This is a genomic window from Rhodospirillaceae bacterium, assembly GCA_018662005.1.
In the GTDB taxonomy this organism is placed as follows: Bacteria; Pseudomonadota; Alphaproteobacteria; order Rhodospirillales; family JABHCV01; genus JACNJU01.
In genome coordinates, this window is the sequence record JABJHA010000037.1 from 84,877 (window position 1) to 111,359 (window position 26,483).

Consider the following 26,483-nt stretch of genomic DNA (forward strand, 5'->3'; position numbering starts at 1 on the left):
GAAACTCCTAAAATCTGGTGCCGAAATTAACGCGAACATTTTCGTCTTCATCGAAATCTTCTTTGATTACCGGCACCCCAAAATCAACGGCAATCGGGCCGAATGGAGAGACCCATGTTACACCGGTGCCGACTGATACGCGCAAACTCCCCGTATCATGAACATCCGACCCGCTGGGGCTCAATTTTCCGACGCTGCCAATATCGGTAAACAGTTTGCCCGCAAGGCCTAACTCTTCTGGTAATCCAAGCGGGAAGGTAAGTTCTGTGCTTCCCCTGTACATCCATTCCCCGCCAAGGGCATCCTTCGTCGACTTGTCCCTTGGCCCGACACCGGAAGTCGCAAAGCCTCTCAGATTGTCACCGCCAATGAAGAAACGGTCGAGTAAATCAACATCTTCACCAATGCCGACAATATGCCCGACACTGCCAGTAAAAGAAAGAATCCACTGGTCGTATAGTGGGTAATATTGTGCAGCATCAATAGTGTTGCGCAAGTAACGTTTCGTCCCGCCGATACCGGCAAGCGCATTATTCATACGCAGGATATAGCCATCGGTCGGAAATGTTGAGCTGTTGCGTTTGTCGTAGGCGATACCATGGGTCAGTTCCGAAAGGAAATCCTTGCCGGCAGCATCTTGAACGTACTGTGAAGCACTGGAGGGAACATCTTCAACTTCTATTTGTTTAAGGGAATGCTTCCAGCTTTGGCGTAAGTTTTCTGATATGGAATAGCCCGCCCGCAGGTTTCCACCTGTCTGTTTGGTGTTATAGGAACTGGCATCCTGATTGTCCGTACTGGTGTGGAAAAGGTCAAAACCAGCGGCAATATCGCGATCTAGAAAATAGGGTTCGGTAAAGCTTAAATCGATACGGGACTGGCGCGCCGCAATCTGTGCGCTAACACTTGCGTATTGCCCTTTACCCATCAAATTGCGTTCCGTAACGCCAACATCAAACAAGGCGCCACTGGTCGTTGAAAACCCAAACCCGACGGAAAGGGAACCTGTAGATTTTTCCTCTACCTCGACCTTGACCGCCGTCTTGTCTGGTTCGGAACCTGGAATTTGTTCCATTTCAACTTTTTCAAAGAAATCAAGGTTTTGAAGACGTTGCTTGGAACGGCGCAGCTTGGAAGGATTGAATGCATCACCTTCAACCAGGCGGAATTCACGACGAATGACTTCATCGGCGGTTCTGACATTGCCCTCAATGTCGATGCGATCAACAAACACGCGTGGGCCTTCGTTAATTTCAAAGGTCACATCGACGGTACGCTCTTCCCTGTTTCTGTTGATACGGGGACGAATGGCGACAAAAGCAAAGCCCAAGGTGCCAATATCGTTTGTCATCGTGTCGATTGTTGTTTCGACCAACTCTGCGTCGTACCAGTCGCCCCCTTCAACACCGATGCTCGGTTGAACGTCTTCGGCCTTTAGGTCTAGCAACCTGATATCCATATCCACTTTACCGAAGGTGTAGCGGTTGCCTTCTTCAATAGTGAACGTAATGAAAAAATCTTTTCGGTCGGGCGTTAATTCTGCAACAGAAGACAAAACCCTGAAATCTGCGTAACCGTCGCTCAGATAAAAGCGGCGCAGCAATTCCCGATCTAGCCCCAACCGGTCAGGGTCGTAGTTATCATCGGAAGAAAAGAACCTGTACCAGCGGGTTTCACGCGTCCTGATTATCTCACGCAGGCGATCATCACTATATTCCCGATTGCCGACAAAACGAATATTGCGAACTTCCGTCCATTTCCCTTCATTGATTTCAAACACCAGATCAACCCGGTTTTGCTCCAACTGAATAACTTTGGGTTCGACCGTTGCAGCAAAACGTCCCTTGCGGCGATAAAGCGTCAAAATTCGCTTCACATCGTTTTGTACTTTCGAGCGGGTATAGATAACCCGAGGCCTGAGTGATAATTCGACGGAAAGATCATCATCTTTAAGCTTGCTGTTGCCTTCAAAGGCAATGCGGTTGATGACCGGGTTTTCAATGATATTGACAATTAATGACTCGCCCTGACGGCGCATGGTCACATCGGCGAAAAGTCCTGTAGCGAAAAGGCTTTTCAACGATCTGTCTATGCGCCGGTTGTCAAAGGCGTCGCCTTCCTTAAGCAGCATATAGGACAGTACTGTGCCCGCCTCGATACGCTGGTTACCCTCAACGACGATTTCGCGCACGACCCCGCCCTGTTCCGACTGCGCCATGGAAACAGATGGCGCAAGCCCGGAAACAAGCGTAAAGCAGACAAAAATTATGACGCGAAACAGGCGTCCCACATAAACCCCCTAGGATTCAATTAGTTATCAGCTAACCAGGTTTTTCAAATATTCAAAAACCTTAAGCTGGACAATATCGTTCCAAGTTACAAAAACCATTAGGAGCAATACCAGAATCAACCCGAAACGAAAACTGTATTCTTGAGCTTTTTCATTGATCGGGCGTCCGATAAGAGCCTCAAAAAAGTAAAAAAGCAGGTGTCCGCCATCCAGCATGGGAATAGGGAACAGGTTAATCAGGCCAAGATTGATCGATAATGCGGCTAAAAAGAAGACTAAATTAGCCATGCCGCCTTGCGCCATTTGTCCCGAAATTTGAGCAATTCTAAGGGGTCCGCCCAGATCTTCCCTTGAAACCGACCCCGTAATCATCTTTCCAACAGATGACAGGATATTAACCGTCAACGCGTAGGTTCTTTCACTGCCCATAACAATGGAACCGAAAAAGTCAGATTTTTCAAATTCTACCATTTCCGGATTAGGCGTGACGCCGAGCAGGCCAATTTCCTGTTCTACGCCATTTTCCTGGATAACATGGGCTTTTGGTGTCGCCACCAGGGTCATCTGCGTATCGCCGCGAAGAATTTCCATAGACAAGGGCACGCCCGGGTTGGCCATCACAATTTGGCGAAGATCCTCGAACCATTTAACTTCCTGTCCAGCGATCATGATGACCCTGTCACCGGCGTTGATCCCTGCCTTTTCGGCAGCGCTGCTTGCCTGAACCGTTCCAATCCCGGCCAGCGGGTTAGGCGCCCCCGATATGTAGTAAAGGCCCGACAAAACGACCACCGCAAAGACAAAGTTGGCCAGTGGCCCGGCAAAAACAATGGCCGCCCTTTGCCCTAGTCGCTTGTGATGGAAGGAAACAGCCCTTTCCTCGTCGGTCAGTTGGCGCTCGTTCTCCCCCTCTTCGATGCTTTCGCCTTCACCAAACATCTTGACGTATCCGCCAAGTGGGATGGCGCCAAATTTCCACCGGGTTCCATGGGTATCATTAAAACCGAACAATTCCTTGCCGAAGCCGATGGAAAACACCTCTACCCGGACGTTGTTGTAGCGGGCAACGAGAAAATGTCCCATCTCGTGAACAAAAACCAGAATGGTCAGAACGACCAAAAAAGGAATAACGTAATCGATAATCATTTCTACAGTAACTCAGTCTTTTTAAGGGGCTTCAGGTCTTAACCAAGCCTCGCCCCACTCTTTATACAGGGTTATTATTTGATGTAACTTTTGGCGATTTCACGAGCACCGCCGTCAGCGTCAAGAACATCACCAAGGGTTCCTAACTCAAAATGCGGTGCAGATTCCAGAGTCTTTTCGACAATTGCGGCAATTTCAAGGAAATCAATCCGTCCTGAAAGGAAACCATCCACGGCAATTTCGTTGGCTGCATTTAATATTGTTGGGGCATTTCCACCCTTTTTCAGGGCCTGACGGGCCAATTTGAGGGCCGGAAAACGTTCTTCGTCAGGAAGTTCAAACGTCAGGCTGGCTATTTCCTCCAGTTGCAAACGCGGAGCAGGCGTTTCCATACGCTGGGGCCAACCAAGCGCATAAGCAATGGGGGTGCGCATATCCGGGGTCCCCATCTGGGCCAATACGGAACCATCAACATAGTCGACCATGCTGTGAACAACGGACTGCGGATGAACCAGAATTTCTATTTGATCTTCACGGACAGGGAACAGATGGTAAGCCTCGATGAGTTCCAGTCCCTTGTTCATCATGGTTGCTGAATCGACAGAAATTTTTGCTCCCATATCCCAGTTAGGGTGGGCTTTTGCCTGACTTGGCGTCATCGCCGCCATTTTGCTTAAGGATTTATCCCTGAACGGACCGCCCGATGCAGTCAAGATAATACGGCTGACCTTGCCCGGATCATCAAAATCAAAAACCTGGTAAATAGCGCTGTGTTCAGAATCAACCGGGATCAAGGTGGCGCCATGGCGTTTGATTTCGCCAATCATCACATCACCGGCTGAAACAAGGCATTCCTTGTTGGCAAGGCCGATAATCGCACCCCGTTCTACGGCCTTGAAGGTGGGTTCAAGCCCTGCTGTACCGACAATCGAAGCCATCAACCACTCCGACGGCCGCATGGCCGCTTCAATCAGGGCTTGCCGCCCAGCAGCGACCTCAATACCCGATCCCGAAAGAGCCTCCTTCAGCGCTCCGTAACAATCAGGGTCTGCAACCACAGCGATTTGGGGGTTAAGAGACAATGCCTGTTCGGCCAACAACTGGACATTGCGGTTGGCACTGAGTGCGACCACGTTGAAGCGTTCCGGTGTGCGCATCACAAGGTCGATGGTATTGGAGCCGACTGACCCCGTTGATCCAAGGATGGAAATTGACCTGACATGCGTTTGGGCGATGACTGCCGCTTGGGAATGAGAACCGGATGTGGTCATGATATCAACACGAACCTGTTGGAAAAACCGATCAAGGCGGCGGCGGCAATTGCCGCCAGTAGTGCGTCGACCCGGTCCAGAACGCCACCATGGCCAGGGATCAATTGACTTGAATCCTTAACCTTGAAGTGGCGCTTGACGGCCGACTCTACAAGATCACCACCTTGGGAAACCAGTCCCACCAAGGCACTGACAAGTAGTGCTTTGATCATTCCGAAGTGCTCAAGGGCCGCCACATGGGCAATGACGGCGCCAGCTATGGCAGCAGCGACAACGCAACCACCAAGACCGGCCCAGGTTTTATTCGGGCTGATTTTAGGAGCCATTTTCGGGCCACCAATCAAACGACCAGCGGCGTAAGCGCCACTGTCGGCGGCCCAAACCAGAACCAGTAACCAGAAAACAGTCAGCAACCCATTTTCCCAGTCGTTCCTGATCCAGATCAGCGACAGCGAGGGAATGCCAATGTACACAACCCCGACAACCATCCACATGGTACGCTTCGGATTAACGGCCTGATCCATTTGGTCTGAATGGAGCGGTAAATTAGTAGTCAACCTTCTGGCCTCACTGATACCAACAAGCAAAGCTCCGAGGAGTCCCAAAACAAATAAAGAATGTGTGTAAGCACCCATCGAAGCGGCGATAACTGCTCCGACAAGCCCACACGTCAGCACCCATCCTTCATAATTAAAGCGTCCGCCGTTTATCATGCCACACCATTCCCAGGCCATGGCGGCGGCGGCGGCGGCGATCAATATATTAAAATAGGGAGCCCCCATGTAAGTGGCGGCAAGAACAGGCGGTATCATTGCCATTGCCGACAAAATTCTAATGAGTAAATTTCTATTGCGGAATTCACTCACTGGTCGCGCCGTAACGCCGATTTCGGCCATGGAATGACAAGATCGCCTGATCAAAGTCCTGTTTAGAGAAATCCGGCCACAAAACATCCAAAAATACAAATTCAGCATAGGCAAGCTGCCACAGCAGGAAATTACTGATTCGTTGTTCACCACTGGTCCTGATCAGAATATCCGGATCCGGAATATCACCGGTGTAAAGACTGCTTGCGAAAATATCCTCATCAATGTCCTGCACGTCGATTTCACCGGCTTTAGCCCTTTCTGCAAGTTTTCGCGCGGCTTCGGTAATTTCCGCCCGGCCGCCATAACTTAGGGCAATTGAGAGGATAAGCCGGGTATTGGCGGCCGTCAGTTTTTCGGCGTCGTCAATCAGCTTGACGATATCGTCATCTAAACGTTTGCGGTCACCAATGACGCAGAAGCGGACACCTTCCTTGTGTAAAATGGAAATTTCACTTTTTAGATAAAATCGCAACAATCCCATAAGGTCCTTGACCTCGCTTGAGGGACGTTTCCAGTTCTCCGAAGAAAATCCATAAAGGGTCAAATAAGAAACCCCGGCCTCGATAGCGCTCTTGATCGCCGTTTTAACGGCAGCAGCCCCGCGTTTGTGGCCCGCAACCTTTGGCAGATTGCGGTTTTTCGCCCAGCGTCCATTGCCATCCATGATAATTGCGACATGGACAGGAGGACTGGCCTGGTTCCCCCTGTCAACAGGGACGGCCTTCATAGGATCGGATGGGTTCACCGGTTAAACCTGCATGATTTCCTGTTCTTTGTGAGCCAACGTGTCATCAATTTTTTTGATAAAATCGTCGGTAATATCCTGAATTTCCTTGGCATAGTCATGATGTTCATCCTCGGAAATTTCGCCGTCCTTCTCGCTACGCTTCAATTCATCCATAGCGTGGCGACGAACATTGCGCACGGCGATGCGAGCATCTTCTGAATACTTACCGGCGATTTTGGATAATTCAACGCGGCGTTCTTCAGTCAAGGCCGGTATGGGAACCCGAACGAGTTGCCCGTCCGAACCGGGGTTCAGACCCAACCCTGATTCCATAATGGCCTTTTCGACCGCCTTGACCATGCTTTTGTCCCAGACCTGCAACGTCAACATGCGGGGTTCGGGAACACTGATCGTGGCCACCTGATTCATCGGTAATTCTGATCCATATGCAGAAACCATCAAGGGTTCCAAAAGACTGGCCGATGCCCGGCCTGTGCGCAGACCACCAAACTCCTGATGCAGAACAGTAATAGCGCCTTCCATACGGCGGCTGACGTCTTTCTTTGTACTGTTAATATCGGTTGAACTCATTTGCTTTATCCTTTTCCCCCCGCAGCGAACCGGTCAATCATCTTGCGAAATGATGGTGAAGGTACCCTCGCCATTGACCACTTCTGCAAAAGCTCCCGGATTGTGAATTGAAAAAACAAGAATTGGAACCGTGTTCTCACGCGCCAGGGCGATGGCGGATGTATCCATGACCTTTAAATTACGGCTTAAAACATCCTGATAGCTCAACCGCTCATAACGTTCGGCATCAGCAACCTTTTTGGGATCGTCGCTGTAAACGCCATCAACCTGGGTTCCTTTCAACAAGGCATCACAGTCCATTTCGACCGACCTTAAGGCGGCGGCCGTGTCGGTGGTGAAAAAAGGATTACCCGTTCCGGCGGCAAAGATCACTAACCTCCCCCTTTCCATATGGCGAACGGCGCGCCGACGAATATAAGGTTCACAAACCGTGGCCATTGGAATAGCCGACAAAACACGGGTTTGAATGTCATGGCCTTCGAGAATACTTTGCATGGCAAGGGCGTTAATGACGGTTGCCAGCATCCCCATGTAATCTGCGCTGGAACGCTCAATGCCCGCAGCGGTGCCGGCGACACCACGAAAAATATTGCCCGCGCCAATGACCAGGCAAACCTGAACACCCATTTTATGAACAGCGGCAATTTCGCTGGCGATGCGTTCAACAGTTTCAGAATCGAGGCCAAATTCCTTAGGCCCCATAAGCGCTTCACCCGACAACTTTAACAGGACACGTCGGTATTTCGGCTGAGACGGCATGATCGGGCACTTCCACACTGCTATAAATTGTTGCCAGCATTATACCAAGCTCAGGGGCGAGGTCTTTGTTTTTTTGGCTTCCCGCCCTTAATCGGCCCCGTCACGCCGATATCGGCTTATAACGGGGCGAAAAAGGTGCGTGATCAGGCGCCTGCGAGGGCAGCAACCTCGCCTGCGTAGTCTTCTTCTTCTTTTTCGATGCCTTCACCCAGTGCAAAGCGGGTGAAACCGGTAATGGTGACGGCGGAACCCAGTTCCTTACCGGCATCTTCAAGAACTTTTGAAACCCGGGTTTCGCCATCGACCACGTAAACCTGATCGAGCAGGCAGACGTCTTCAAAGAACTTGCGAATGCGGCCTTCAACCATCTTTTCGATAATTTCTTCGGGTTTTCCGGATTCACGCGCCTGGTCACTCAATACCTGACGCTCACGCTCAACAGCGCTCGGGTCCAGATCGTCTTGAGAGACTGAAAGCGGCGCAGCAGCGGCGATGTGCATGGCCAGTTGCTTGCCCAAGGCGGATAGTTTGTCTGCGTCGGCGTCCGATTGCAGGGCGACCAGTACACCAATTTTGCCAAGGCCGGCAGAAATAGCATTATGGACGTATGAGGCGACAACGCCACTATCGACACTTTGTATAGACATCCGGCGCAAACCCATGTTTTCACCAATCGTGGCGATCATATGGGTCATTTGCTCTTCAACGGTGCGATCTTCGCCCGGATAGGAGGCCGCTTTCAACGTGTCAATGTCGCCAGCATCACCCGCAAGACCGGCAACGTTGGAGACAAATGCCTGAAAATCATCATTACGGGCAACAAAATCCGTTTCGGAATTAACCTCAACAACAGCGCCGGTGGTGCCCTCGGCAACAATACCGACAAGTCCTTCCGATGCGACGCGACCGGCCTTCTTGGCGGCGGCGGCAAGGCCCTTGGTACGAAGCCAGTCGACGGCTTGTTCCAGGACACCATCGGTTTCACTGAGCGCCTTTTTGCAATCCATCATGCCGGCGCCGGAAATCTCACGCAGTTCCTTGACGAGACTGGCAGTAATCTCAGCCATGTTATTCCTCACTTATAAAAAATGTTGATTATGGGTGGGGTCGGGATAACCGACCCCACCAACAATTTCAAATCAGGCGTCAGCCTTGGCGTCCTCTGCGGGTTCTTCTTTTGCAGCGGCCGGAGCTTCTTCAGCAGGCTTTTCCTCTGCAGCAGGAGTGGCTTCCTCAGCAACGGCAGGTGCTTCCTCAGCAGGTTTTTCCTCTACAGCAGGGGCGGCTTCCTCAGCAACGGCAGGTGCTGCCTCAACAGGTTTTTTCTCTGCAGCAGGGGCGGCTTCCTCAACCGGGGTGGATGCGGACAGGTCCTCAACAGGCGTCACTTCTTTCTCGCCAAGATCACCACCTGATGCGACGACTTCCTGCTGGATGCCGTCAAGGACGGAACCGGCGATCAGTTCGCAATAGATGTTAATGGCGCGAAGGGCGTCATCGTTACCCGGAACCGGATAGTCGATACCGTCAGGCGAGCTGTTGGAATCGATAACCGCAACAACCGGGATGTTCAGCCGGTTGGCTTCGGCAACAGCGATGCCTTCTTTATTGGTGTCGATAACGACCATGACATCGGGCTTGCCGCCCATTTCCTTAATACCGCCCAGGGCCCGGTCGAGCTTGTCGCGCTCACGGGTCAAACGCAGCAGTTCCTTCTTGGTCAGTCCAACCGTATCGCCAGCAAACATCTCGTCGAGTTCGCGCAAGCGGCGAATGGATTTTGAAACTGTCTGCCAGTTGGTCAGCATACCGCCGAGCCAACGGTGATTGACGTAGTACTGACCGCAACGCTTGGCGGCTTCAGCAACGCGTTCGGATGCCTGGCGCTTGGTGCCAACAAACAACACGCGACCACCACCGGCGACCGTGTCGCGAACCAGTGTCATGGCGCGATAAAGCAGCGGTGCTGTCTGTTGCAAATCGATAATGTGAATGCCATTGCGAACGCCAAAGATGTACGGAGCCATCTTGGGATTCCAGCGACGTGTATTGTGTCCAAAGTGAACGCCTGCTTCCAGAAGCTGGCGCATTGTAAACGTAGGTAGAGCCATTGTGGCTACTCCTTCTTTTCCGGTTGATCCTCCACGGGCGTCGTTCGATAAAATCGAACACCGGAGCGACGAATTCCAGCGAATTTGCGCTGGGGCCGCTTAAGCCCGCGTGTGAATTTGCACTTGGTTTTCGTGCATACGAGGCGGTTAAATACGCTGCAAAGCGAGCAAATGCAAGGGGAAATAGTCCTTTAAATCTGTTACTGGTCACTTAAATGATATTCTGCGATAACCCACCTTGGAATATAAGAAAAACAACACCGGAACGTCATGAACAGCAAGCCACCCGCAAGCCCTATCAAAGCGACTCAGGAATTGTTGGCTGAAGCCGCATTTGATGGCTTTATTGTTCCATATGCCGACGAATTCCAGGGCGAGTACATTTCCGAAAATAACATGCGGCTTAAGTGGCTGACCGGATTTACAGGCTCCGCCGGTACGGCGATCCTGTACGCGGGCAAGGTTCACCTGTTTGTCGATGGTCGTTATACTCTGCAGGCTCCCGAGCAAGTCGATCAGGCGCTGGTCGAGGTCCACGGCCACCGTGACCCTACCCCGGTCGAATGGCTGGCCAAACACGTGGCCGAGCAAGCGCGTATCGGTTACGATCCAAGGCTACACAGCATCGCCAACATTCAAACCCTGAAAGCCGCCTTGAAGAAGAAGCAAGTCGAGGCAGTTGCTATCAAGGATAATCCCATAGACCGTTTGTGGTGCGATCGCCCTGCCCCGCCTGACGGACCGGTCAGTCATCACGACATCGCCTACACAGGCCGCAGCAGTGATGACAAGATCGACGCTATTGCCGAGGCCCTCAAACAGTCCGATGCCGAGGCCATCGTCCTGAACGAAATGGACGCCATCGCCTGGACTTTCAACATTCGTGGCGGCGATACGGCATTTACCCCTTTGACGCAGGCCACTGCCCTTATTCACGCCAATGGTCATGCTGATCTTTTTGCCGACCCGGGCAAATTTTCAGCGCAGACAAAGGCAACACTTGGCAATCGCACAACACTATACGCAATGGAAATGTTTGCCGAAAAACTGGATGAAGCTGGCAGTGCCGGTTTGAAAGTTGGCCTCGACAAATCCACGGCGACGGACTGGATCAGTAATCGATTAAGGGAGGCAGGAGCGGAAATTGTTTACCTGACTGACCCATCCAGCCTGCAACGGGCGCTTAAGAACGACACCGAAATCAGGGGTGCCCACGCTGCCCACAGGCGCGACGCGCTGGCCATGATACGGTTCCTCAAATGGTTTGATAAGGCCAGCACCTCAATGCCTTTAACGGAAATGGATATCGAGGTGAAAATTCTGGAATTTCGGGAACAAATAGATTTGTTCCAGGGCTTAAGTTTTGCCACCATCGCCGGGGCCGGCCCCAATGGCGCCATCGTCCATTATATGGCGAGCCCCGAAACCAACCGGCAACTTGAAACAGGATCATTGTTGCTGCTTGATAGCGGCGGCCAGTATCTGGATGGCACCACCGACATCACCCGAACATTGGCAGTCGGCGTTCCATCTGATGAAATGCGCAAGCACTTCACCCTTGTGCTCAAGGGTCACATCGCCATTGCCTCGGCCCGGTTTCCCGTCGGCACCAATGGCGGGCAACTGGACGCGCTGGCTCGTCAACACCTGTGGCGCGATGGTTTGAACTATCAGCATGGCACCGGCCACGGTGTCGGTTCTTTTCTGGGTGTCCATGAAGGCCCTCACCGGTTGGCCGCAGGCAGCACCGTTCCTTTTGAAGCGGGGATGTTTATATCCAACGAACCGGGGCTTTATCTTCCCAATCAGTACGGCATCCGCATTGAAAGTTTGTTTGTCGTCATCGACAGCACTATCGATAAATTCCTTGAATTCGCCCCCTTAAGCGTTGTTCCCATGGACCGTAAACTCATTGACGTAAGCTTGATGAATAAACAGGAACTTGCCTGGCTCGATGACTATTACAAAAAAGTTTTTGACTACGCCGCTGAGCATCTGGATGAAGATGAACGTCAGTGGCTGGCCGCAACGTGCGCGCCCTTAAGCGCTTGACTGTCGCGCTTTTTTCACAGCCATACCTGCGAACAGAACGGCACAGATCAATAGAAAACCGACAAATCCGTTATCGGGCCAAACATCCATCGCCGAGCCCGAAAATGCCGGTCCGACAACGGCCCCGGATTCATAGGCAATGATAAAGATAGCATTGGCCGCAACAAGATTTTTTGCGCCAAAACCATCACCTAACAAAATAAGGCCAAGTGTGTAGAGGCCAAAGATGCTGCCGCCGAGCAAAAACAGAACGGCAAGCAATCCAACAGATGAGCCGACGACAAAGGGAATGGCGACGACTCCGACCAGTATACTAAGAGCCGTGATCAGCAGTAGGGCATTTCTTCCGGCAGCGTCCGCTAATTTGCCCATTGGATACTGGAAAGCGATTCCACCGGCAGAAAAAGCGCTTAGTGCGTACATGGAGCCATTTTCACCAAGACCCTCGCCCAGGGTGTAGATGGGCAACAAGGCATAAGCCGTCGTTTCAAACAATCCGGCGGCAAAGGCGACGAAAAAGATGAGGGGATGAAGACGAAAAATTTGAAGATGACCCGCGGGCTCTTCCTCTTTTTCATCCTGGTAATCACCCAGCAACAACATTGGCAGGGAGGAGACAGCCAAAAACCCGCCAGCAAGGGCAAACGGAAACCACCCCTGGGATCCGGTAAGGGAGATCACCAATGGGCCAAGGGCGAAACCGCCTGAAAATGCAGCCCCATACAAACCCATAATTTTTCCGCGATTTTCAGGAACGGCAACGGCGTTCAGCCATGTTTCACAAATCAGCCATAAAAAACCAAGGCCGAGGGTCATCAAAAAGCGCAGAATGAACCACCCGGCGACAGTCCCGATAATGGGCAGCAGGACCAGCGAGGTCACCGACAAGATACAGGACGCTATCACCACCAAAGACGTACTGTACCTGGCCAGCAAACGGGCACTGACAAGCCCCACAACCAAAATGCCAAGTGACGCCGTGGCGCTATTAAAGCCGATGAGAGTGGGCCCCAACCCCATGCGTTCCAGCGACAACGTCACGAGCGGGAACGTCATGCCAATAACAACGCCGACACCAAGAACGGCAATCAAAAAGATGCTGATTGCCGTCTTGCTGGACAGGGTTCTGACGGGCCTTTTATTTTCACTCATTGGAAATCCGTGTTACTTGATTATTAAGGCATTGAAGCCGCATTTTAAATTATGATATTGTAAAATATAATGAGCAACAAGTCCCAACCTCCACTGATCGGTGTATCGGGATGCCGTAAAGATATTCACGGCATCGATTACGATTGCGCCGGCCGCAAATACACCAGAGCGATTGAACAGGGTTGCCATGCCGTACCCTTGATTATCCCGACCACGGGCGACGCCCTGGACAGGAAATCACTGCTTGGACGGGTTGACGGGCTGCTCATTACCGGTAGCCACTCAAATGTCGAACCCCATCATTATGAAGGTGATGACAGTGAAGAAGGAACCCTGCATGACCCGCACCGGGACGCAACCACCCTGCCCCTGATCCGCGAGGCTATTGCTGCGGGCATTCCGACCTTGTGTATCTGTCGGGGAATTCAGGAAATAAACGTCGCCTTCGGCGGCACCCTTCATCAAATGGTTCAGGATCAACCGGGAATGCTCGATCATCGGGAAAATCCCGATCTGGATATTGCCCTTCGCTATGATCCCGTACACGCCATCGAGATCAATCCTGATGGCGTATTCAGGGATATTGTTGGCTGCGACACAGCCCGGGTCAATTCCCTGCACGGCCAAGGTATTGATCGCCTTGCCGATGATCTGCTTTGGGAAGCCAAAGCCCCGGACGGCCTGATCGAAGCGGTGTCGGTCAAACAGGCGAAGGCGTTTGCCATCGCCGTACAGTGGCATCCCGAATGGAAGGTCACGGAAAACCCCTTTTACCTGTCCCTGTTTGAGAAATTTTCAGCTGCTTGCCGGGAATACATGGACAGCCGTTAAGGATAAGTGTAAATTATATTGAACACTTTTGAATAGTAGCAGGTCCCGTCATGAACCCCATATCCAACACTACCGAACAATGGCAACAACAGGACGCGGAACACCATCTGCATCCGTTTACCGACAGTAAATCCCTGAACGCCAAAGGGGTCCGTGTCATCACCAAGGGTGAAGGCGTCTACCTATGGGATTCGGAGGGAAACAAGTTGCTCGACGGCATGGCGGGGTTGTGGTGCGTCAATGTGGGATATGGCCGAAGTGAACTGGTCGAAGCGGCGCGCCTGCAAATGCAGGAACTGCCTTACTACAACACTTTTTTCCAATCCACCACCATGCCAGCGACGGAACTTTCTGCGGCCCTTAGTGAGATTACGCCCGAGGGCTTCAATCACGCCTTCTTCGCCAATTCCGGATCGGAAGCCAACGATACGGTCGTTCGCATGGTGCGCCGCTATTGGGACCTGAAGGGCTGCAAAAACAAGAAAACCATCATCAGCCGCAACAACGCCTACCATGGCTCGACCATGGCCGGGGCCAGCCTTGGCGGCATGACCTATATGCATGAACAAGGGGAGCTTCCAATCCCCGGTATCGTCCACATCGAACAACCTTACTGGTATCACCTGGGCGGAGACCTGAGCCCCGATGAATTCGGCGTTAAGATCGCGGGCCAACTGGAAGATAAAATCAAGGAACTGGGGCCGGATAACGTCGCCGCCTTTATTGGTGAACCCATCCAGGGCGCCGGTGGGGTTATTGTTCCGCCTGATACCTACTGGCCGGAAATCCAGCGCATTTGCCAGACTTATGATATTCTGCTGATCGCCGACGAGGTCATCTGTGGCTTTGGCCGTACCGGCAACTGGTTCGGCAGCGACACCTATGGCATCAAGCCCGACTTGATTTCTATGGCCAAGGGCATGTCATCAGGTTACTTGCCTATATCTGCTGTCATGGTCCATGACCGGGTCGCCCAGGTGCTGATCGATGAAGGTGGCGAATTCAATCACGGCTTCACATATTCAGGACACCCGGTCGCCGCCGCCGTCGCCCTGGCCAACATCGAAATTTTAAAGCGCGAAAAGATCATCGAAACAGTCGGCTCCGACACCGGTCCCTATTTGCAAAAAAGACTGCGCGAACTGGAAGACCATCCGCTTGTCGGTGAGGTGCGCGGTATTGGTCTTGTTGCTGCAATCGAGTTGGTAAAAGACAAAAAATCCCGCACCCTGTTTGATCCAACCGGAAATGCCGGCACCATTTGTCGCGATCATTGCACAAGCAACGGACTGATTATGCGTGCCACCGGGGACAGCATGATCATGTCGCCGCCGCTGATCATCAGCAAGCAACAGATTGATGAATTGATGGTCGTTATCGAAAAATGTCTTGATAAATCGGCCCAGGATTTGGCAGTTTCATAGAACTGGCCTAAAATAGGCCATCGATAAAATTAGTCATCAAGGAGAACCTTAGTCATGGCTGACATCAATACGAAGATCGTACAGGATATCCCGTTAAAACAGCGTGGGCATGACGTTCAAAACCCTGCCCTCGACAACCCGGTGCCAAACAACGCCGAGAAGAAAATTGAATCCTCTGGTGAATCGAATCCGCCGGACGCCCAATCCGATCAAGGCAGCACAAATCAAAAACATACGTTCACCGTGATGATCAGCAAAAGATCAGGTGAAAGTCATGCCACTTCGATCTCGGCGAGTAGTGCCGATGAGGCAAGAGCCGCCGCTCAATCCGGGCTTGCCCAGGGCGAGACCATTTCTTCGGTTAGTGAAAGCACGGTGGCGATACCTGATCCCAACCGGGGATTGTTGGCTTAGAGCACTTCCGATCTGATTCAGAAATTAGGTGGTGTGGCGGCGCTGACGATCTGGCATTCCTCGTCGCTGACATTGCGGAAGCTGTGGGGCATAAGGCTGTCGATGTAATAGGCCTCGCCCTCTTTCAGGTCCCTGACTTCGGTGCCCAGTGTAATTTGGATTGTGCCCTTGATGACGACGCCGGATTCTTCGCCTTCGTGACTGATCATGTTGTCGCCCGAACCCCCACCCGGGGCGTAGGTTTCATGCAGGACACGCAGTTTTCTGTCCTTGCGGGTCGCCCCGACCAGCAACAGGGATGAGCCGCCATCGGACAATTCAACCAGATCATCACGACTGAAGAATGAATCCTGTTTTGGTTTCATGTCCATGGTGAAGAAATCAATCAGACTCATGGGCAACGCCGCCAGAACCTTCTTCAATGAATCAATGGAAGGGCTGACCCTGTTTTGCTCAATCAGCGAAATGGTGGAATTGGTGACACCGGCGCGGCGCGATAATTCACGCTGCGACAAATTGTGCATCTTGCGAATGGTTTTAAGGCGCTCACCAATATCGATAGCCATTTTACCTTCCTACGTGTTCTTTTTGACTGCCAACAGGCACAAATAAGTCCAGACCAGCGTCGCGGCTGCCAGCGAGGTGATTTGCGCCTGGTCATAGGCGGGGGCGACCTCGACCATATCCATGCCAACAAGATTCAGATCACCCAGCTTTTTCATAATCGCCAACGCCTGCCAGGTGAACAACCCGCCAACTTCCGGGGTTCCGGTGCCCGGTGCCTGGGAAGGATCAATGCCGTCGATATCAAAGGTCAGGTAAACAGCATTGTCGCCAACCGTCTTTTTGATCGCCGCAACGACCGCCTCGACCCCGCCGGTGTGAACCTGTTCGGCGCTGACAACATTAAATCCCAACTCATCGGTTGTGTAATCCATGACGTCGTTACCAACGGGCGAACGGATGCCAATCTGAATGCTGCGTTTGGGATCTATCAAACCTTCCTGGGCGGCGTAATGAAACGGCGTGCCATGACCAACAGGGGTACCAAAATTATCCTTCCAGGTATCCACATGCGCGTCAAAATGAAGCAGCGAGATACCCTTGCCATTGCGTTCAGCCTGGGCTCGTAAGATCGGCAAGGTCACCGTATGGTCACCGCCAAGGGCGATGAGATGGCTATCAATATCGCGGACCTGGTTTTCGATCATTTCCAGTGACTGTTCCAGATAGCCATTGGCGATGTTCAGGTCGCCGGCGTCGATACAGCGAAGGTCTTCAATAGGATTGGCCCTTAATTCAGGATGTGCACCATCCATCAACATAAAGCTGGCATCACGGATAGCGGCCGGACCGAAACGGCAACCGGGACGGTTGGTGGTTCCCAAATCAAAAGGAATACCGACCACAGTGACGTCTGGTTTTTCGCCTTCAATTAATTGGTCGGGAAATTGAAGAAAACGTCTGATCCCTGAAAATGTCGGTTGCTCGATCATTGAATGTCACTCCGGTTTTTAAAATTCACCAAGCTGGGAAAGCTCACGCTTGAACGAAACACCGTCATTTTCAGGCTCGTCCAATTGGCGGGCGTAGCGGTGGCCTGCGTAGACAGCGTGGGCAATGGTCGCCGGTGCAAGGGCGTCACCAATTCGTGTGACATTGCCAGCTTCAGAAAGTGCCCGGTATAGCGTGTCATCAGGAAGCCGCATGGTCACCAAAACAACACTGACAGCCGGCAAGCTTGTTTGTCGCCCCGTATAGACACACGCCAGGTCGATATGACCGGCGTGAATTTCTACAAGATTTTGACAGGTGACGATTTTGATTTCCATTTCCAGCAAACGTGTCTGAATGCGCTCCTGCTCAAGGGTGTTATGGGTCCAGCTTGATGCTTCGGTAGCCGGAGTCACAAGCGTCACTTCGAGACCCCGACTGCGTAATTCTTCGGCGATGACGCCGCCCATGTAATAGTGATCATCGTCGAACACCACTACTGGTCCTGCGGGTGTCGCCCCGGCGATAATGTCATCGGGTGTTATAACCTGTGCACCGTCACTACCAGGGATGGCCTTGGTGTTGGCGCGACCCAGCCCATCGTGACGCCAGTGCGCCCCGGTCGCCAAGACCACATGATCGGCGGCCATTTCTTCCACATGTTCGGCGTCAAGTTTACTATCGAGATAAATTTCCACATTGGTCATGGTCTGGATTTGCCCGACCCGATAATCGCGAACCCGGCCCCAGGCGCCAAGGCCCGGCAACTTGCATTCATTGGCGACACGTCCACCCAGTTCGGTTTTCGCTTCGGCCAGTGTCACATCATAGCCACGCAAGCCCAAGGCGCGGGTACATTCAAGCCCGGCAGGGCCGGAACCAATGACCAAAATCTTGCTCTCTGATTTTTTCCCGGGGATCTTTTCGGGGTGCCACCCGCGTCGCCATTCTTCACCCATTGTCGGGTTTTGCGTGCAACGCATCGGGGTCATCATATTATCGCCACTGACACAGATATTGCAGCCGATGCATTCACGGATGCTGTCAAGGTCGCCGCTCTCGATTTTGTTGGGCAGGAAAGGATCGGCAATGGACGGCCTGGCCGCGCCGATCATATCAAGGACACCACGTTTGATTTGACTGACCATGGCGTCAGGCGAGGTAAAGCGACCCACCCCGACGACCGGTTTCGTGGTCAGGCCTTTAACGAAGGAAATGTATTTTTCCTGCGCCCCTTCTTCCCCGAAGCGAGACGTTTCAGAATCATTTGCCCAGTTACTGATGTTGACGTCCCAAAGGTCAGGTAACTCCGCCAGCATCTCGACGATCTCGCGACCTTCCTCAGCCGCCGTAATGCCATCAGGTCCCAACAATTCATCGACCGCCAAACGCACGGCGACAGCGCAGGTGTCACCAACGGCTTCTTTTGTTTCCTCGATCATCTGGCGGAAAAAACGAACCCGGTTTTCCAGACTGCCGCCATATTCATCGGTACGGTTATTAAAACGACGGGACATAAAGTGCATGGGCAGTGACAGGTTGTGTCCGGCATAACAGTAAACAATATCGAAACCGGCCTGCTTGGCGCGCACCGCCGCCTCACGGTGCCAGCGCAGGACATCACGTATGTCCGCTTTATCCATGGCGTAGGCCTGCACCGGATCAAGGTTTGACCCGATAAGGTTGGATACGGCCATGGGGACTTCACGGCTGTAGCGATTAACCGTTTCATGGCCCTGATAAACCAGCTCGATACCGGCCAGCGAGCCATACTCGTGAACGGCGTCGGTCATCCGCGCCAGGTGGGGAATATCACTGTCATCCCACAAACGTTCTTCTGCATTGGGTGAAACATCAGTGCGGGGGTGGATTTCGCATTCTTCGGTACAAATGACAGCCCAGCCGCCTTCGGCCTTGGTGCGCCGCATGGCCGCCGTGCTCGAAGGGTAACGATGGCCCATGCCGTTGCAGTAAGGAACCTGATAGAAACGGTTTTTCGCCGTCACCGGACCGATCTTCACCGGTTCAAACAGAATATCGTATCTGGGATCGCGGCTCATCCTTCAGGCCTCAAATACCATTCGTATTCACGTGGGCTGGCCTCAGCCATGAAACTTTCCATCTCGTCACGTTTGCAGGTGACGTACAGGTCGCAATATTCCTTACCCAGATAATCTGCCATAACCTCAGATTTTTCCAACACGTCGAGAGCCCGGTGCCATTTTTTTGGCAATCCGTGATCTTCCTGCGGTGGGGTATCAATGCCCGCTGCTGGTGGCGGGGATATTTTTTTACTGATCCCGTGATGCATTCCGGCAAGAACTGCAGCCAGGGCCAGGTAAGGATTAGCATCGGCCCCGGCAATCCTGTGCTCTAACCTGCGGTTGGCGTCGTCCCCGGCTGGAATCCTGATTGCTACGGAGCGATTGTTAGCACCCCAGGAACGAGAAACAGGGACGTAGGTTCCGGGCATAAAACGCCTGAAGGAATTGATGTTGGGGGCAAAAAGGGCCATCGCATCAGCCATCGTACCCAGCAATCCACCGACTGCGAAATGCAGGGTTTCATTGCCCGTTTCATCACCCCCCGAAAAGACATTGTTTCCCTTTTCATCAATCAGACTGACATGCATATGCATCCCGCTACCTGACTGATCCGGGTAAGGCTTCGCCATAAATGTTGCATTGACGCCGTGGGCGCGCGCCACCCCTTTGACCACACGCGGTAACAACAAGGCGTGATCACAGGCGACCAACGGATCATCAGTATGAATAAGGTTGATTTCGTATTGTCCGGTGGCCAGTTCAGCCGTCACAGGCCCGACCGGAATTTTTTGAATTTTGCAACTTTCCGCCACCTGATCCAGATACAACGCAAACCCTTCAAGATCGCTGATGCTCAGGACTTGCGTTCCTGAAGCGCGGCGTCCTGTGGAAGGCAGGATCGGCGGTTTCGGATTTCCTTGAAGGCCGCCTTCCGGATCAAGCAAATAGAATTCCTGCTCCAACGCAACAACCGGCCTCAAGCCAATGTCAGTGAAACGATCCAGCACCCGTTGCAAAACATGGCGAGGATCAAAAATGTAGGGCGTTCCATCCTCTTCAAAGAACGAAACCAGCAACTGCGCCATTGGTTTTTCAAACCACGGCACCATGACCAAAGAACCGGCAACCGGATGGGCAGTCACATCAGGATCGCCGTCAGTGACCCCCATGCCACCCGGATCATCCGTATCCCCCCGCACATCAAGAAACACCGAGGAGCCGGGAATTTGGAAACCTTTTTTGTAAATTGACCGGACGCCATCGCGGGCTATGCGTTTGCCACGAATGACACCACAAAGATCCGGAATAATAGTGTCGAAGGTATCAACGTCCGGATGCTTGTCCAAAAATTCGGAAACTTCGCTCATCAATATCACCTAACTTAAATAATCACGCATTTTGTAATATAACATGCCCAAGGCCAGCATTGGCGTACGGATCGGCCCGCCGGGGAACGGCTGGTGGCGGATTTTCGCCATCACGTCAAACTGTTCAGCGGTTCCGGCAATGGCCTGGGCGATCAGCTTGCCACAAATGCCCGTGTGGGCGACACCATGACCGGAATAACCGTGGGCAAAGAAGATATTTCCATCCATCGATCCGACATGGGGCAAGCGATCCAGAGTGATCGCCAGATTTCCACCCCAGGCGTAATGAAGCCGTGCGTCGGCAAGTTGCGGGAAGACATTCAACATGCGGGGCCTGACGGCGGCAAACAAATCGGACGGCTCATAGCCACTGTAGTTGGCGCGCCCGCCAAACAACATGCGGCCATCGCTGGACAGCCGGTAATAATCGACAATGTTGTTGGTGCAGCTTACGGCGTCATTATTGGCAATCAGGGCTGACGCCCGCTCCGCTCCCAGGGGTTCGGTGGCGACAATAAAACTGCCGACAGGCATCACCCGGCGGTAAAGTTTTGGTATCATGTTGCCAAGATAGGCATTACCCGCCGCAACCAGAAATTTTGCCCGAACGCTTCCCTTGTCGGTCTTTACAGATACTGTTGGCCCTTTATCAAGGGTCAGCACCCGCGAGTCCTCAAATATCCGCACCCCCGCTTCTTTTGCCGCACGCGCCAGACCCAGGGCGTAATTCAGAGGATGCAGGTGACCGGCGTTGTTTTCCCAAAGCGCGCCATGATAAATTTTTGACTGCAAATGCGCTTCAAGCCGTTGCTTGTCGTAAACAGCCGTGTCCGTATAGCCATAACGTTCCCACTCTTCGTGGGTATCATTGACCCAGCCCATGTGGCTGGGTTTTGCTGCGGCGTGTAAATATCCCCAACGCAGATCACAGTCGATGTTGTGGCGTTCGACCCGCTCGCGGATCATGTTTTTTGAATCCACCTCGACGTCCCACATGGCCTGGGCGCCATCCTTGCCAACCAGTTTTTCAATGGTATTCATGGATTTATTGTAGGCCGTACAAATCTGTCCGCCGTTCCGGCCCGATGCCCCCCAGCCGACGCGCTCGCCTTCCAGCAACACCACATCGTAACCTCGCTCGGCAAGATGCAAGGCCGAAGAAATGCCGGTAAAACCACCGCCGATGACGCAAACATCGACGTTAATATCCTCCGTCAATTGAGGATGTCGGATATCGTCATTGGCGGTTGCTGCGTAGTAGGAAGCCGTGTGCTCACTCATTCATGTCGCTCTTTGCAAAAAATCGATATTACCAACACACAGACTGTCTATCAAACCCATCTGGTGTTCAATATAATTTACAAATAAAACGAAAAAAAGCCCAAATAGGCTGAATTATGAGCAACTGTTGAAAGTATCAGTGCAGGTGAAAGCTAATCGTTAGCGCTGCGAAGAGCCTCAATCACGGCGTCCGTGACCTGTCTTGTCGTCGCCTCGCCGCCCAGATCCCTTGGCATCACCCGACCGGCTGCCGTCACCCGCTCGATTGCCGCGATCAGACGCGCCGCCGCCGGATATTCACCCAAGTCCTCCAGCATCATGGAAGCCGACCAGAAGGCGCCGATCGGATTGGCGATGCCCTGCCCCATGATATCGAAGGCGGAACCATGTATGGGCTCGAACATTGACGGGAAATCTTTTTCCGGCCGCAAGTTGGCCGTTGGCGCAATCCCCATACTGCCCGACAGCGCCGCCGCCAGATCAGAGAGAATATCCGCGTGCAGATTGGTGGCGACGATGGTATCCAGGCTTTTGGGGTCGAGCACCATGCGGGTGGTCATGGCATCTACCAGCATCCTGTCAGTTTGGACGTCCGGGTAATCGACTTTCACAACATCGAAAATTTCATCCCACATCACCATGCCATGACGCTGGGCATTGGATTTGGTGACCATGGTCAAAAGCTTTCGTGGACGGCTTCGGGCAAGATCAAAGGCAAAGCGGTGAATGCGCTCGACACCGCTGCGGGTGAAAACACTGACATCCATACCGACTTCCTGGGGGAAATCCTGATGGGCGCGCCCGCCAATTCCGGCGTATTCGCCTTCCGAATTCTCGCGCACGATAACCCAGTCGAAATCACCGGGACCGATGCCTTCAAGCGGGCTTTTGACGCCGGCCAGCACCCGGGTCGGGCGGACGTTGGCGTACTGGCCAAATCCCTGGCAAATATTCAGGCGTAACTGCCACAGGGTAATGTGATCAGGAATTCTTGGGTCACCGGCTGAACCAAAATAAATGGCGTCAAAACCCTTCAGGGTATCAAGGCCGTCCGCGGGCATCATCTGGCCGTGTTCAAGGTAATAGTCGGCACCCCAGGGAAATGACTGAACATCCAGACTAAAGCCGCCGTCTTTTTCGGCCAGGGCGGCCAGCACCTCGAGCCCGGCGCTAATGACTTCGCTACCGATACCATCCCCGGGAATGGCGGCGATACGGTATGTCGTCATTTTTTACGAATGAACCCGGCAATAAGGGGCTGGATTTCGGTTTTCCAGCGCCTGCCATTAAAGACCCCGTAATGACCGGCCCCCATCTGGATATGACGCAATTTCTTATCGTCAGACAGATTACTGCACAGTTTATGGGCGGCACTGGTTTGGCCTATGCCGCAAATGTCGTCCTTTTCGCCCTCGACCGTCATCAGCGCCGTCTTCCTGATTTTCGACGGATCAACGATCGTTTCACGATGTTTCATGGTGCCCTTTGGCAGGGAGTGTTCCTTGAACACCGTCTCAATGGTCTGCAAGAAAAATTCTCCCGGCAAGTCCATCACCGACAGGTATTCGTCGTAGAATTCCCGGTGCTGGTCGGCCGAATCCCCATCGCCTTCGACAAGGTGATTATAAAGTCCGACATGGGCTTTCATGTGACGATCAAGATTCATGGTCATGAAACCGGTCAACTGAACGAAACCGGGATAGACTTTGCGCATGGCCCCGGCAAGCGGGAACGGAACCCGTGAGATCACCGAATTCTCGAACCACGACAAGTCTTTTGTTTCGGCGTGCTTGTTGACCTTTGTCGGATTTTCGCGGGTATCGATGGGGCCGCCCATCAGAACTATGGAATGTGGCTGCATGGGATCTTTTTCCGCCGCCATCAACGCCACCGCCGCCAAAACCGACACCGCTGGCTGGCAAACGGCGATAACATTCACATCCGGTCCCAGATAGCGCATGAAGTCGATCATCAGGTCGATATGATCATCAAGGTCAAATGGCCCCAATGACAGCGGCACCATACGCGCGTCACGCCAATCGGTTACATAAACATCATGCTCGGGCAGCATGGCTTCCACAGTGCCACGTAACAGGGTCGCGTAATGGCCCGACAAGGGGGCGACGATTAATACTTTTGGATCTTTCCTGTTTTTCGACTCAGGCAGGTCACGGCGGAAGTGGATCAGGTCGCAAAAACGCGTACACAACTGGATATCAATTTCAACATCCACGCTCTTGCCGTTGACTGTTGTCGTCTCGATGTCCCACGTAGGCTTGCCGTAACGGCGGGTCATCCGATTGAAGACTTCAAAAGAAGCCGCCATGGACCGCCCGATAGGCGTATAGGCGACGGGATTGTAGATAGAGGAATTAATCTTCTGGCCCAGTTCGGAAAGCGCCTTAAGCGGAGCCAGCGTCGCGTGAGTCAATTCATAGGCGTGGTAGAGCATTCAGGAAGCCTTGTTCGACAAAATTGTTGCACATGCAATATTGCACCTGCGAACAGTACCGCGCTCCGTAATGAAACAACAGCAAAAGCGTATGTACTGCAATAAGCCACTGATTTTACAAAAGAAAAAATCGGTCAAAGAGTACGTAAATTGCCAAAATGGTGTAAATTTCTAATAAATTGAATTTGCTGCACTGATTCTTCATAATGACCGGATCAACGGTGCGCTGGGGCGCGCTTCGCTTCCAACTCATATCATCGGGTGTGCCAAACCGTGAGCCGATTAGCCAATGTTCTGATTGCAGGCAGCAGCGGTTCGCGTCTGGACGATCTCGCTGCGAGCCTGTCCGAAAACGGCTTTCAGGCAACCCGTTGCACCAGTGCGACAGGCTTGCTCGAAGAAGCCCGCATCGGCCAACCCGATCTGGCCCTGATTGACCTTGCCTCAGCCGATTTGGAAGGCATGGAACTGGCGGCCCAGGTTGTCGCCAATCCTGATTTCGGCGGGATGCCGGTGGTTGTTTTTGGGGCCGATGGCTCGGAAGAACAATTCGCCCAGGCTGTCGAGGCCGGCATAGATGATATTTTTACCGAGCCCGCCACCCTAGATGATTTGCGCCCGCGCCTGATACCGCTCCTGCGCCTAGCCACCATGCGCCGCGAATTGACCGAACGCTTAGGCCTAGCAAATCGATTTGGCGCCAGCGTCGAACCCTTGCCCCCCTTATCTGCCCAGTCGAAGCTTGAGTTGTTGCAGATCGGTCGTGATCTGGGTGAGGTCGAGGCGTTGAAAAAGACCATGGGCGACCAGTGCGCCATCACGACGACACCCAACGCCTTCACCGCCAATCTTTTATTAAGCTCGAAACCATTCTTCGATGCCTGTTTTCTGGCTATTGACGAGGTCGGCTCAGCCGTGAGTCCCGAACAGGCCATGGATTTGTGTAATCAAATCCGTTTAAGCCCAAGGCTTTACAACATGCCGGTGGTGCTGATTAATCCGCACGAAGGTGGCATTGACATCAGCACCGCCTTGCAAGGCGGGGCGACAAGGGTGCTGTCGCGAAGGGCCGAAGATGGCGAACTTTCATCGACTTTAAGCATTCTTGGACGGCGTCAGCAAAGCCGTTGGTTGATCCGCCAATCCATGCTTAACACCAAAACACCTGAAACAACCGACCCCCGTACCGGCGCTTATACTTTTGAGTACATGCGCGCCCATCTGGAATCCCTGGTTGCAGCGGCCCGCATCAGGGACAAGCATTTAACGCTGGTCTTCTTCTCGTTCCCCGACGCGCCGGGCGTTAAGGAACAGTTCGGCGAAGCTGCCAGCGAGCATCTGCTTAAACAGCTTCCGCAGTGGATCAACGCCATGGTCCGTGTCGAGGACATGGTCGCCCACTACACCGGTCACGATTTCTGCATCGCCCTGCCCGACACGCCGTTAGAGGAAGCCCTTTTCGTCATGAACCGTATTGCCGGGGTGTTGGCCTATACCGATTTCGCCCTGGACGAGGTCTATCAGCCGGTCAGCATTTCAGTTGAATACGGTATTGCCGAGATCGAAAAAGGCGATACCATTGATGCCCTGATCGATAGAGCCCACGCCAACCTGGATTAGTCTCATGCAGATTGATTTCCTTTTCGACGCCGTCTGTCCCTGGTGTTACATCGGCAAGCGCAGGCTTGAGCAAATGCTGGCCGAACGCGGCGGCCCGATTCCTGTTATCAATTGGCAGCCATTCCTGCTCAACCCGGAACTGCCATCAGGTGGCATTGACCGCAATGCTTATCTGGCCGGAAAGTTTGGTTCCGAAAGCCGCATCAGGCGCATCTACGGGGCCATCGCCGATGTCGGCCTGTCTGTCGAGATCGGCTTTAATTTCGACACCATCCGCCACACCCCCAACAGCATAGACGCCCACAGGCTGGTCCAATTCGCGGCCCATGAGGACAAAGCCGAAACCGCCGTTGAGGCCTTGTTCGAGGGATATTTTGTCGAAGGCCTGAATATTGGCGAGACGGATGTCCTGATCGGCATCGCAGATAATACAGGTCTGGACGCAGACGCCTTCAGCACCCACCTGAAAAGTGACGACGGCATTGCCAACATCTACGACGCCAACGCCCATGCCCACCGCTTAGGCATTAACGGTGTCCCTTCCTACGTCTTCAACGAAAACATGATCATTTCCGGAGCCCAGGACC

23 protein-coding genes are annotated in these 26,483 nt (G+C 52.9%); 6 read left to right on the forward strand and 17 right to left on the reverse strand.

The window, feature by feature from the left end; genetic code table 11:
• Positions 1-7: 7 nt before the first annotated feature.
• From bamA to rpsB, 9 genes are all read right to left on the reverse strand, one after another.
• Positions 8-2,218 (reverse strand): outer membrane protein assembly factor BamA, encoded by a 2,211-nt coding sequence (gene bamA / locus HOL66_14530; protein ID MBT5245450.1) that lies wholly within the window; start codon positions 2,216-2,218, stop codon positions 8-10.
• Positions 2,219-2,317: 99 nt separating this feature from the next.
• On the reverse strand, positions 2,318-3,436 hold the full coding sequence (gene rseP, locus HOL66_14535; protein ID MBT5245451.1) for an RIP metalloprotease RseP: 1,119 nt from the start codon (positions 3,434-3,436) through the stop codon (positions 2,318-2,320).
• Between the two features lie 74 nt (positions 3,437-3,510).
• Entirely contained in the window at positions 3,511-4,707 is a 1,197-nt protein-coding gene (locus HOL66_14540) for a 1-deoxy-D-xylulose-5-phosphate reductoisomerase (protein MBT5245452.1), read from the reverse strand.
• Positions 4,704-5,525, reverse strand: coding sequence for a phosphatidate cytidylyltransferase (locus HOL66_14545; GenBank protein ID MBT5245453.1), 822 nt, complete (start codon positions 5,523-5,525; stop codon positions 4,704-4,706). Before HOL66_14545 ends, HOL66_14540 begins: the two co-directional genes overlap by 4 nt.
• A gap of 40 nt (positions 5,526-5,565) precedes the next feature.
• Entirely contained in the window at positions 5,566-6,303 is a 738-nt protein-coding gene (locus tag HOL66_14550; GenBank protein MBT5245454.1) for an isoprenyl transferase, read from the reverse strand.
• Between the two features lie 21 nt (positions 6,304-6,324).
• Complete coding sequence (frr, locus tag HOL66_14555) at positions 6,325-6,894, reverse strand: ribosome recycling factor (GenBank protein ID MBT5245455.1); 570 nt, start codon at positions 6,892-6,894, stop codon at positions 6,325-6,327.
• 33 nt (positions 6,895-6,927) lie between these two features.
• Positions 6,928-7,653, reverse strand: coding sequence for a UMP kinase (locus HOL66_14560; protein MBT5245456.1), 726 nt, complete (start codon positions 7,651-7,653; stop codon positions 6,928-6,930).
• Positions 7,654-7,796: 143 nt separating this feature from the next.
• Positions 7,797-8,720: an elongation factor Ts gene (locus HOL66_14565; GenBank protein MBT5245457.1), complete on the reverse strand. Its 924-nt coding sequence runs from the start codon at positions 8,718-8,720 to the stop codon at positions 7,797-7,799.
• A 72-nt stretch (positions 8,721-8,792) separates the two neighbouring features.
• A complete protein-coding gene (rpsB, locus tag HOL66_14570) occupies positions 8,793-9,764 on the reverse strand; it encodes a 30S ribosomal protein S2 (protein MBT5245458.1) in 972 nt (323 codons plus the stop codon).
• Between the two features lie 270 nt (positions 9,765-10,034).
• Between rpsB and HOL66_14575 the strand changes: the two genes are divergently transcribed.
• Positions 10,035-11,816: an aminopeptidase P family protein gene (locus HOL66_14575; GenBank protein MBT5245459.1), complete on the forward strand. Its 1,782-nt coding sequence runs from the start codon at positions 10,035-10,037 to the stop codon at positions 11,814-11,816.
• On the opposite strand, the gene HOL66_14580 is transcribed toward HOL66_14575, so the two are convergent.
• Positions 11,805-12,968, reverse strand: a complete 1,164-nt coding sequence (locus tag HOL66_14580; GenBank protein MBT5245460.1) for an MFS transporter — start codon at positions 12,966-12,968, stop codon at positions 11,805-11,807. The two genes, HOL66_14575 and HOL66_14580, sit on opposite strands and share 12 nt — an antisense overlap.
• A gap of 69 nt (positions 12,969-13,037) precedes the next feature.
• On the opposite strand from HOL66_14580, the gene HOL66_14585 reads away from it, so the two are divergent.
• The 3 genes from HOL66_14585 to HOL66_14595 are packed head-to-tail and all read left to right on the forward strand — an operon-like array spanning position 13,038 to position 15,637.
• Complete coding sequence (locus HOL66_14585; protein ID MBT5245461.1) at positions 13,038-13,799, forward strand: gamma-glutamyl-gamma-aminobutyrate hydrolase family protein; 762 nt, start codon at positions 13,038-13,040, stop codon at positions 13,797-13,799.
• A gap of 50 nt (positions 13,800-13,849) precedes the next feature.
• Positions 13,850-15,223, forward strand: a complete 1,374-nt coding sequence (locus HOL66_14590; protein ID MBT5245462.1) for an aspartate aminotransferase family protein — start codon at positions 13,850-13,852, stop codon at positions 15,221-15,223.
• 54 nt (positions 15,224-15,277) lie between these two features.
• Positions 15,278-15,637 carry a hypothetical protein gene (locus HOL66_14595; protein MBT5245463.1) on the forward strand — a complete coding sequence of 120 codons (360 nt, stop codon included), beginning with the start codon at positions 15,278-15,280 and terminating at the stop codon, positions 15,635-15,637.
• Between the two features lie 17 nt (positions 15,638-15,654).
• Here HOL66_14595 and HOL66_14600 read toward each other — a convergent pair whose 3' ends face one another.
• From HOL66_14600 to HOL66_14630, 7 genes are all read right to left on the reverse strand, one after another.
• Positions 15,655-16,203, reverse strand: coding sequence for a cupin domain-containing protein (locus tag HOL66_14600; protein ID MBT5245464.1), 549 nt, complete (start codon positions 16,201-16,203; stop codon positions 15,655-15,657).
• A gap of 9 nt (positions 16,204-16,212) precedes the next feature.
• On the reverse strand, positions 16,213-17,133 hold the full coding sequence (speB, locus tag HOL66_14605) for an agmatinase (protein ID MBT5245465.1): 921 nt from the start codon (positions 17,131-17,133) through the stop codon (positions 16,213-16,215).
• An 18-nt stretch (positions 17,134-17,151) separates the two neighbouring features.
• Positions 17,152-19,191, reverse strand: coding sequence for an FAD-dependent oxidoreductase (locus tag HOL66_14610; protein MBT5245466.1), 2,040 nt, complete (start codon positions 19,189-19,191; stop codon positions 17,152-17,154).
• The gene (locus HOL66_14615) at positions 19,188-20,543 is read right to left on the reverse strand and encodes a glutamine synthetase (GenBank protein ID MBT5245467.1); all 1,356 of its coding nucleotides are present in this window, start codon (positions 20,541-20,543) and stop codon (positions 19,188-19,190) included. Before HOL66_14615 ends, HOL66_14610 begins: the two co-directional genes overlap by 4 nt.
• Before the next feature lie 9 nt (positions 20,544-20,552).
• Positions 20,553-21,824, reverse strand: coding sequence for an FAD-binding oxidoreductase (locus tag HOL66_14620; GenBank protein MBT5245468.1), 1,272 nt, complete (start codon positions 21,822-21,824; stop codon positions 20,553-20,555).
• Positions 21,825-21,976: 152 nt separating this feature from the next.
• Complete coding sequence (locus HOL66_14625; GenBank protein MBT5245469.1) at positions 21,977-23,053, reverse strand: tartrate dehydrogenase; 1,077 nt, start codon at positions 23,051-23,053, stop codon at positions 21,977-21,979.
• A complete protein-coding gene (locus tag HOL66_14630; protein MBT5245470.1) occupies positions 23,050-24,276 on the reverse strand; it encodes a polyhydroxyalkanoate depolymerase in 1,227 nt (408 codons plus the stop codon). Before HOL66_14630 ends, HOL66_14625 begins: the two co-directional genes overlap by 4 nt.
• Positions 24,277-24,549: 273 nt before the next feature.
• On the opposite strand from HOL66_14630, the gene HOL66_14635 reads away from it, so the two are divergent.
• Both HOL66_14635 and HOL66_14640 read left to right on the forward strand, forming a co-directional pair.
• The gene (locus HOL66_14635) at positions 24,550-25,896 is read left to right on the forward strand and encodes a diguanylate cyclase (protein MBT5245471.1); all 1,347 of its coding nucleotides are present in this window, start codon (positions 24,550-24,552) and stop codon (positions 25,894-25,896) included.
• Positions 25,897-25,900: 4 nt separating this feature from the next.
• A partial coding sequence (locus HOL66_14640) for a DsbA family oxidoreductase (protein MBT5245472.1) occupies positions 25,901-26,483 on the forward strand: 583 nt, incomplete at its 3' end.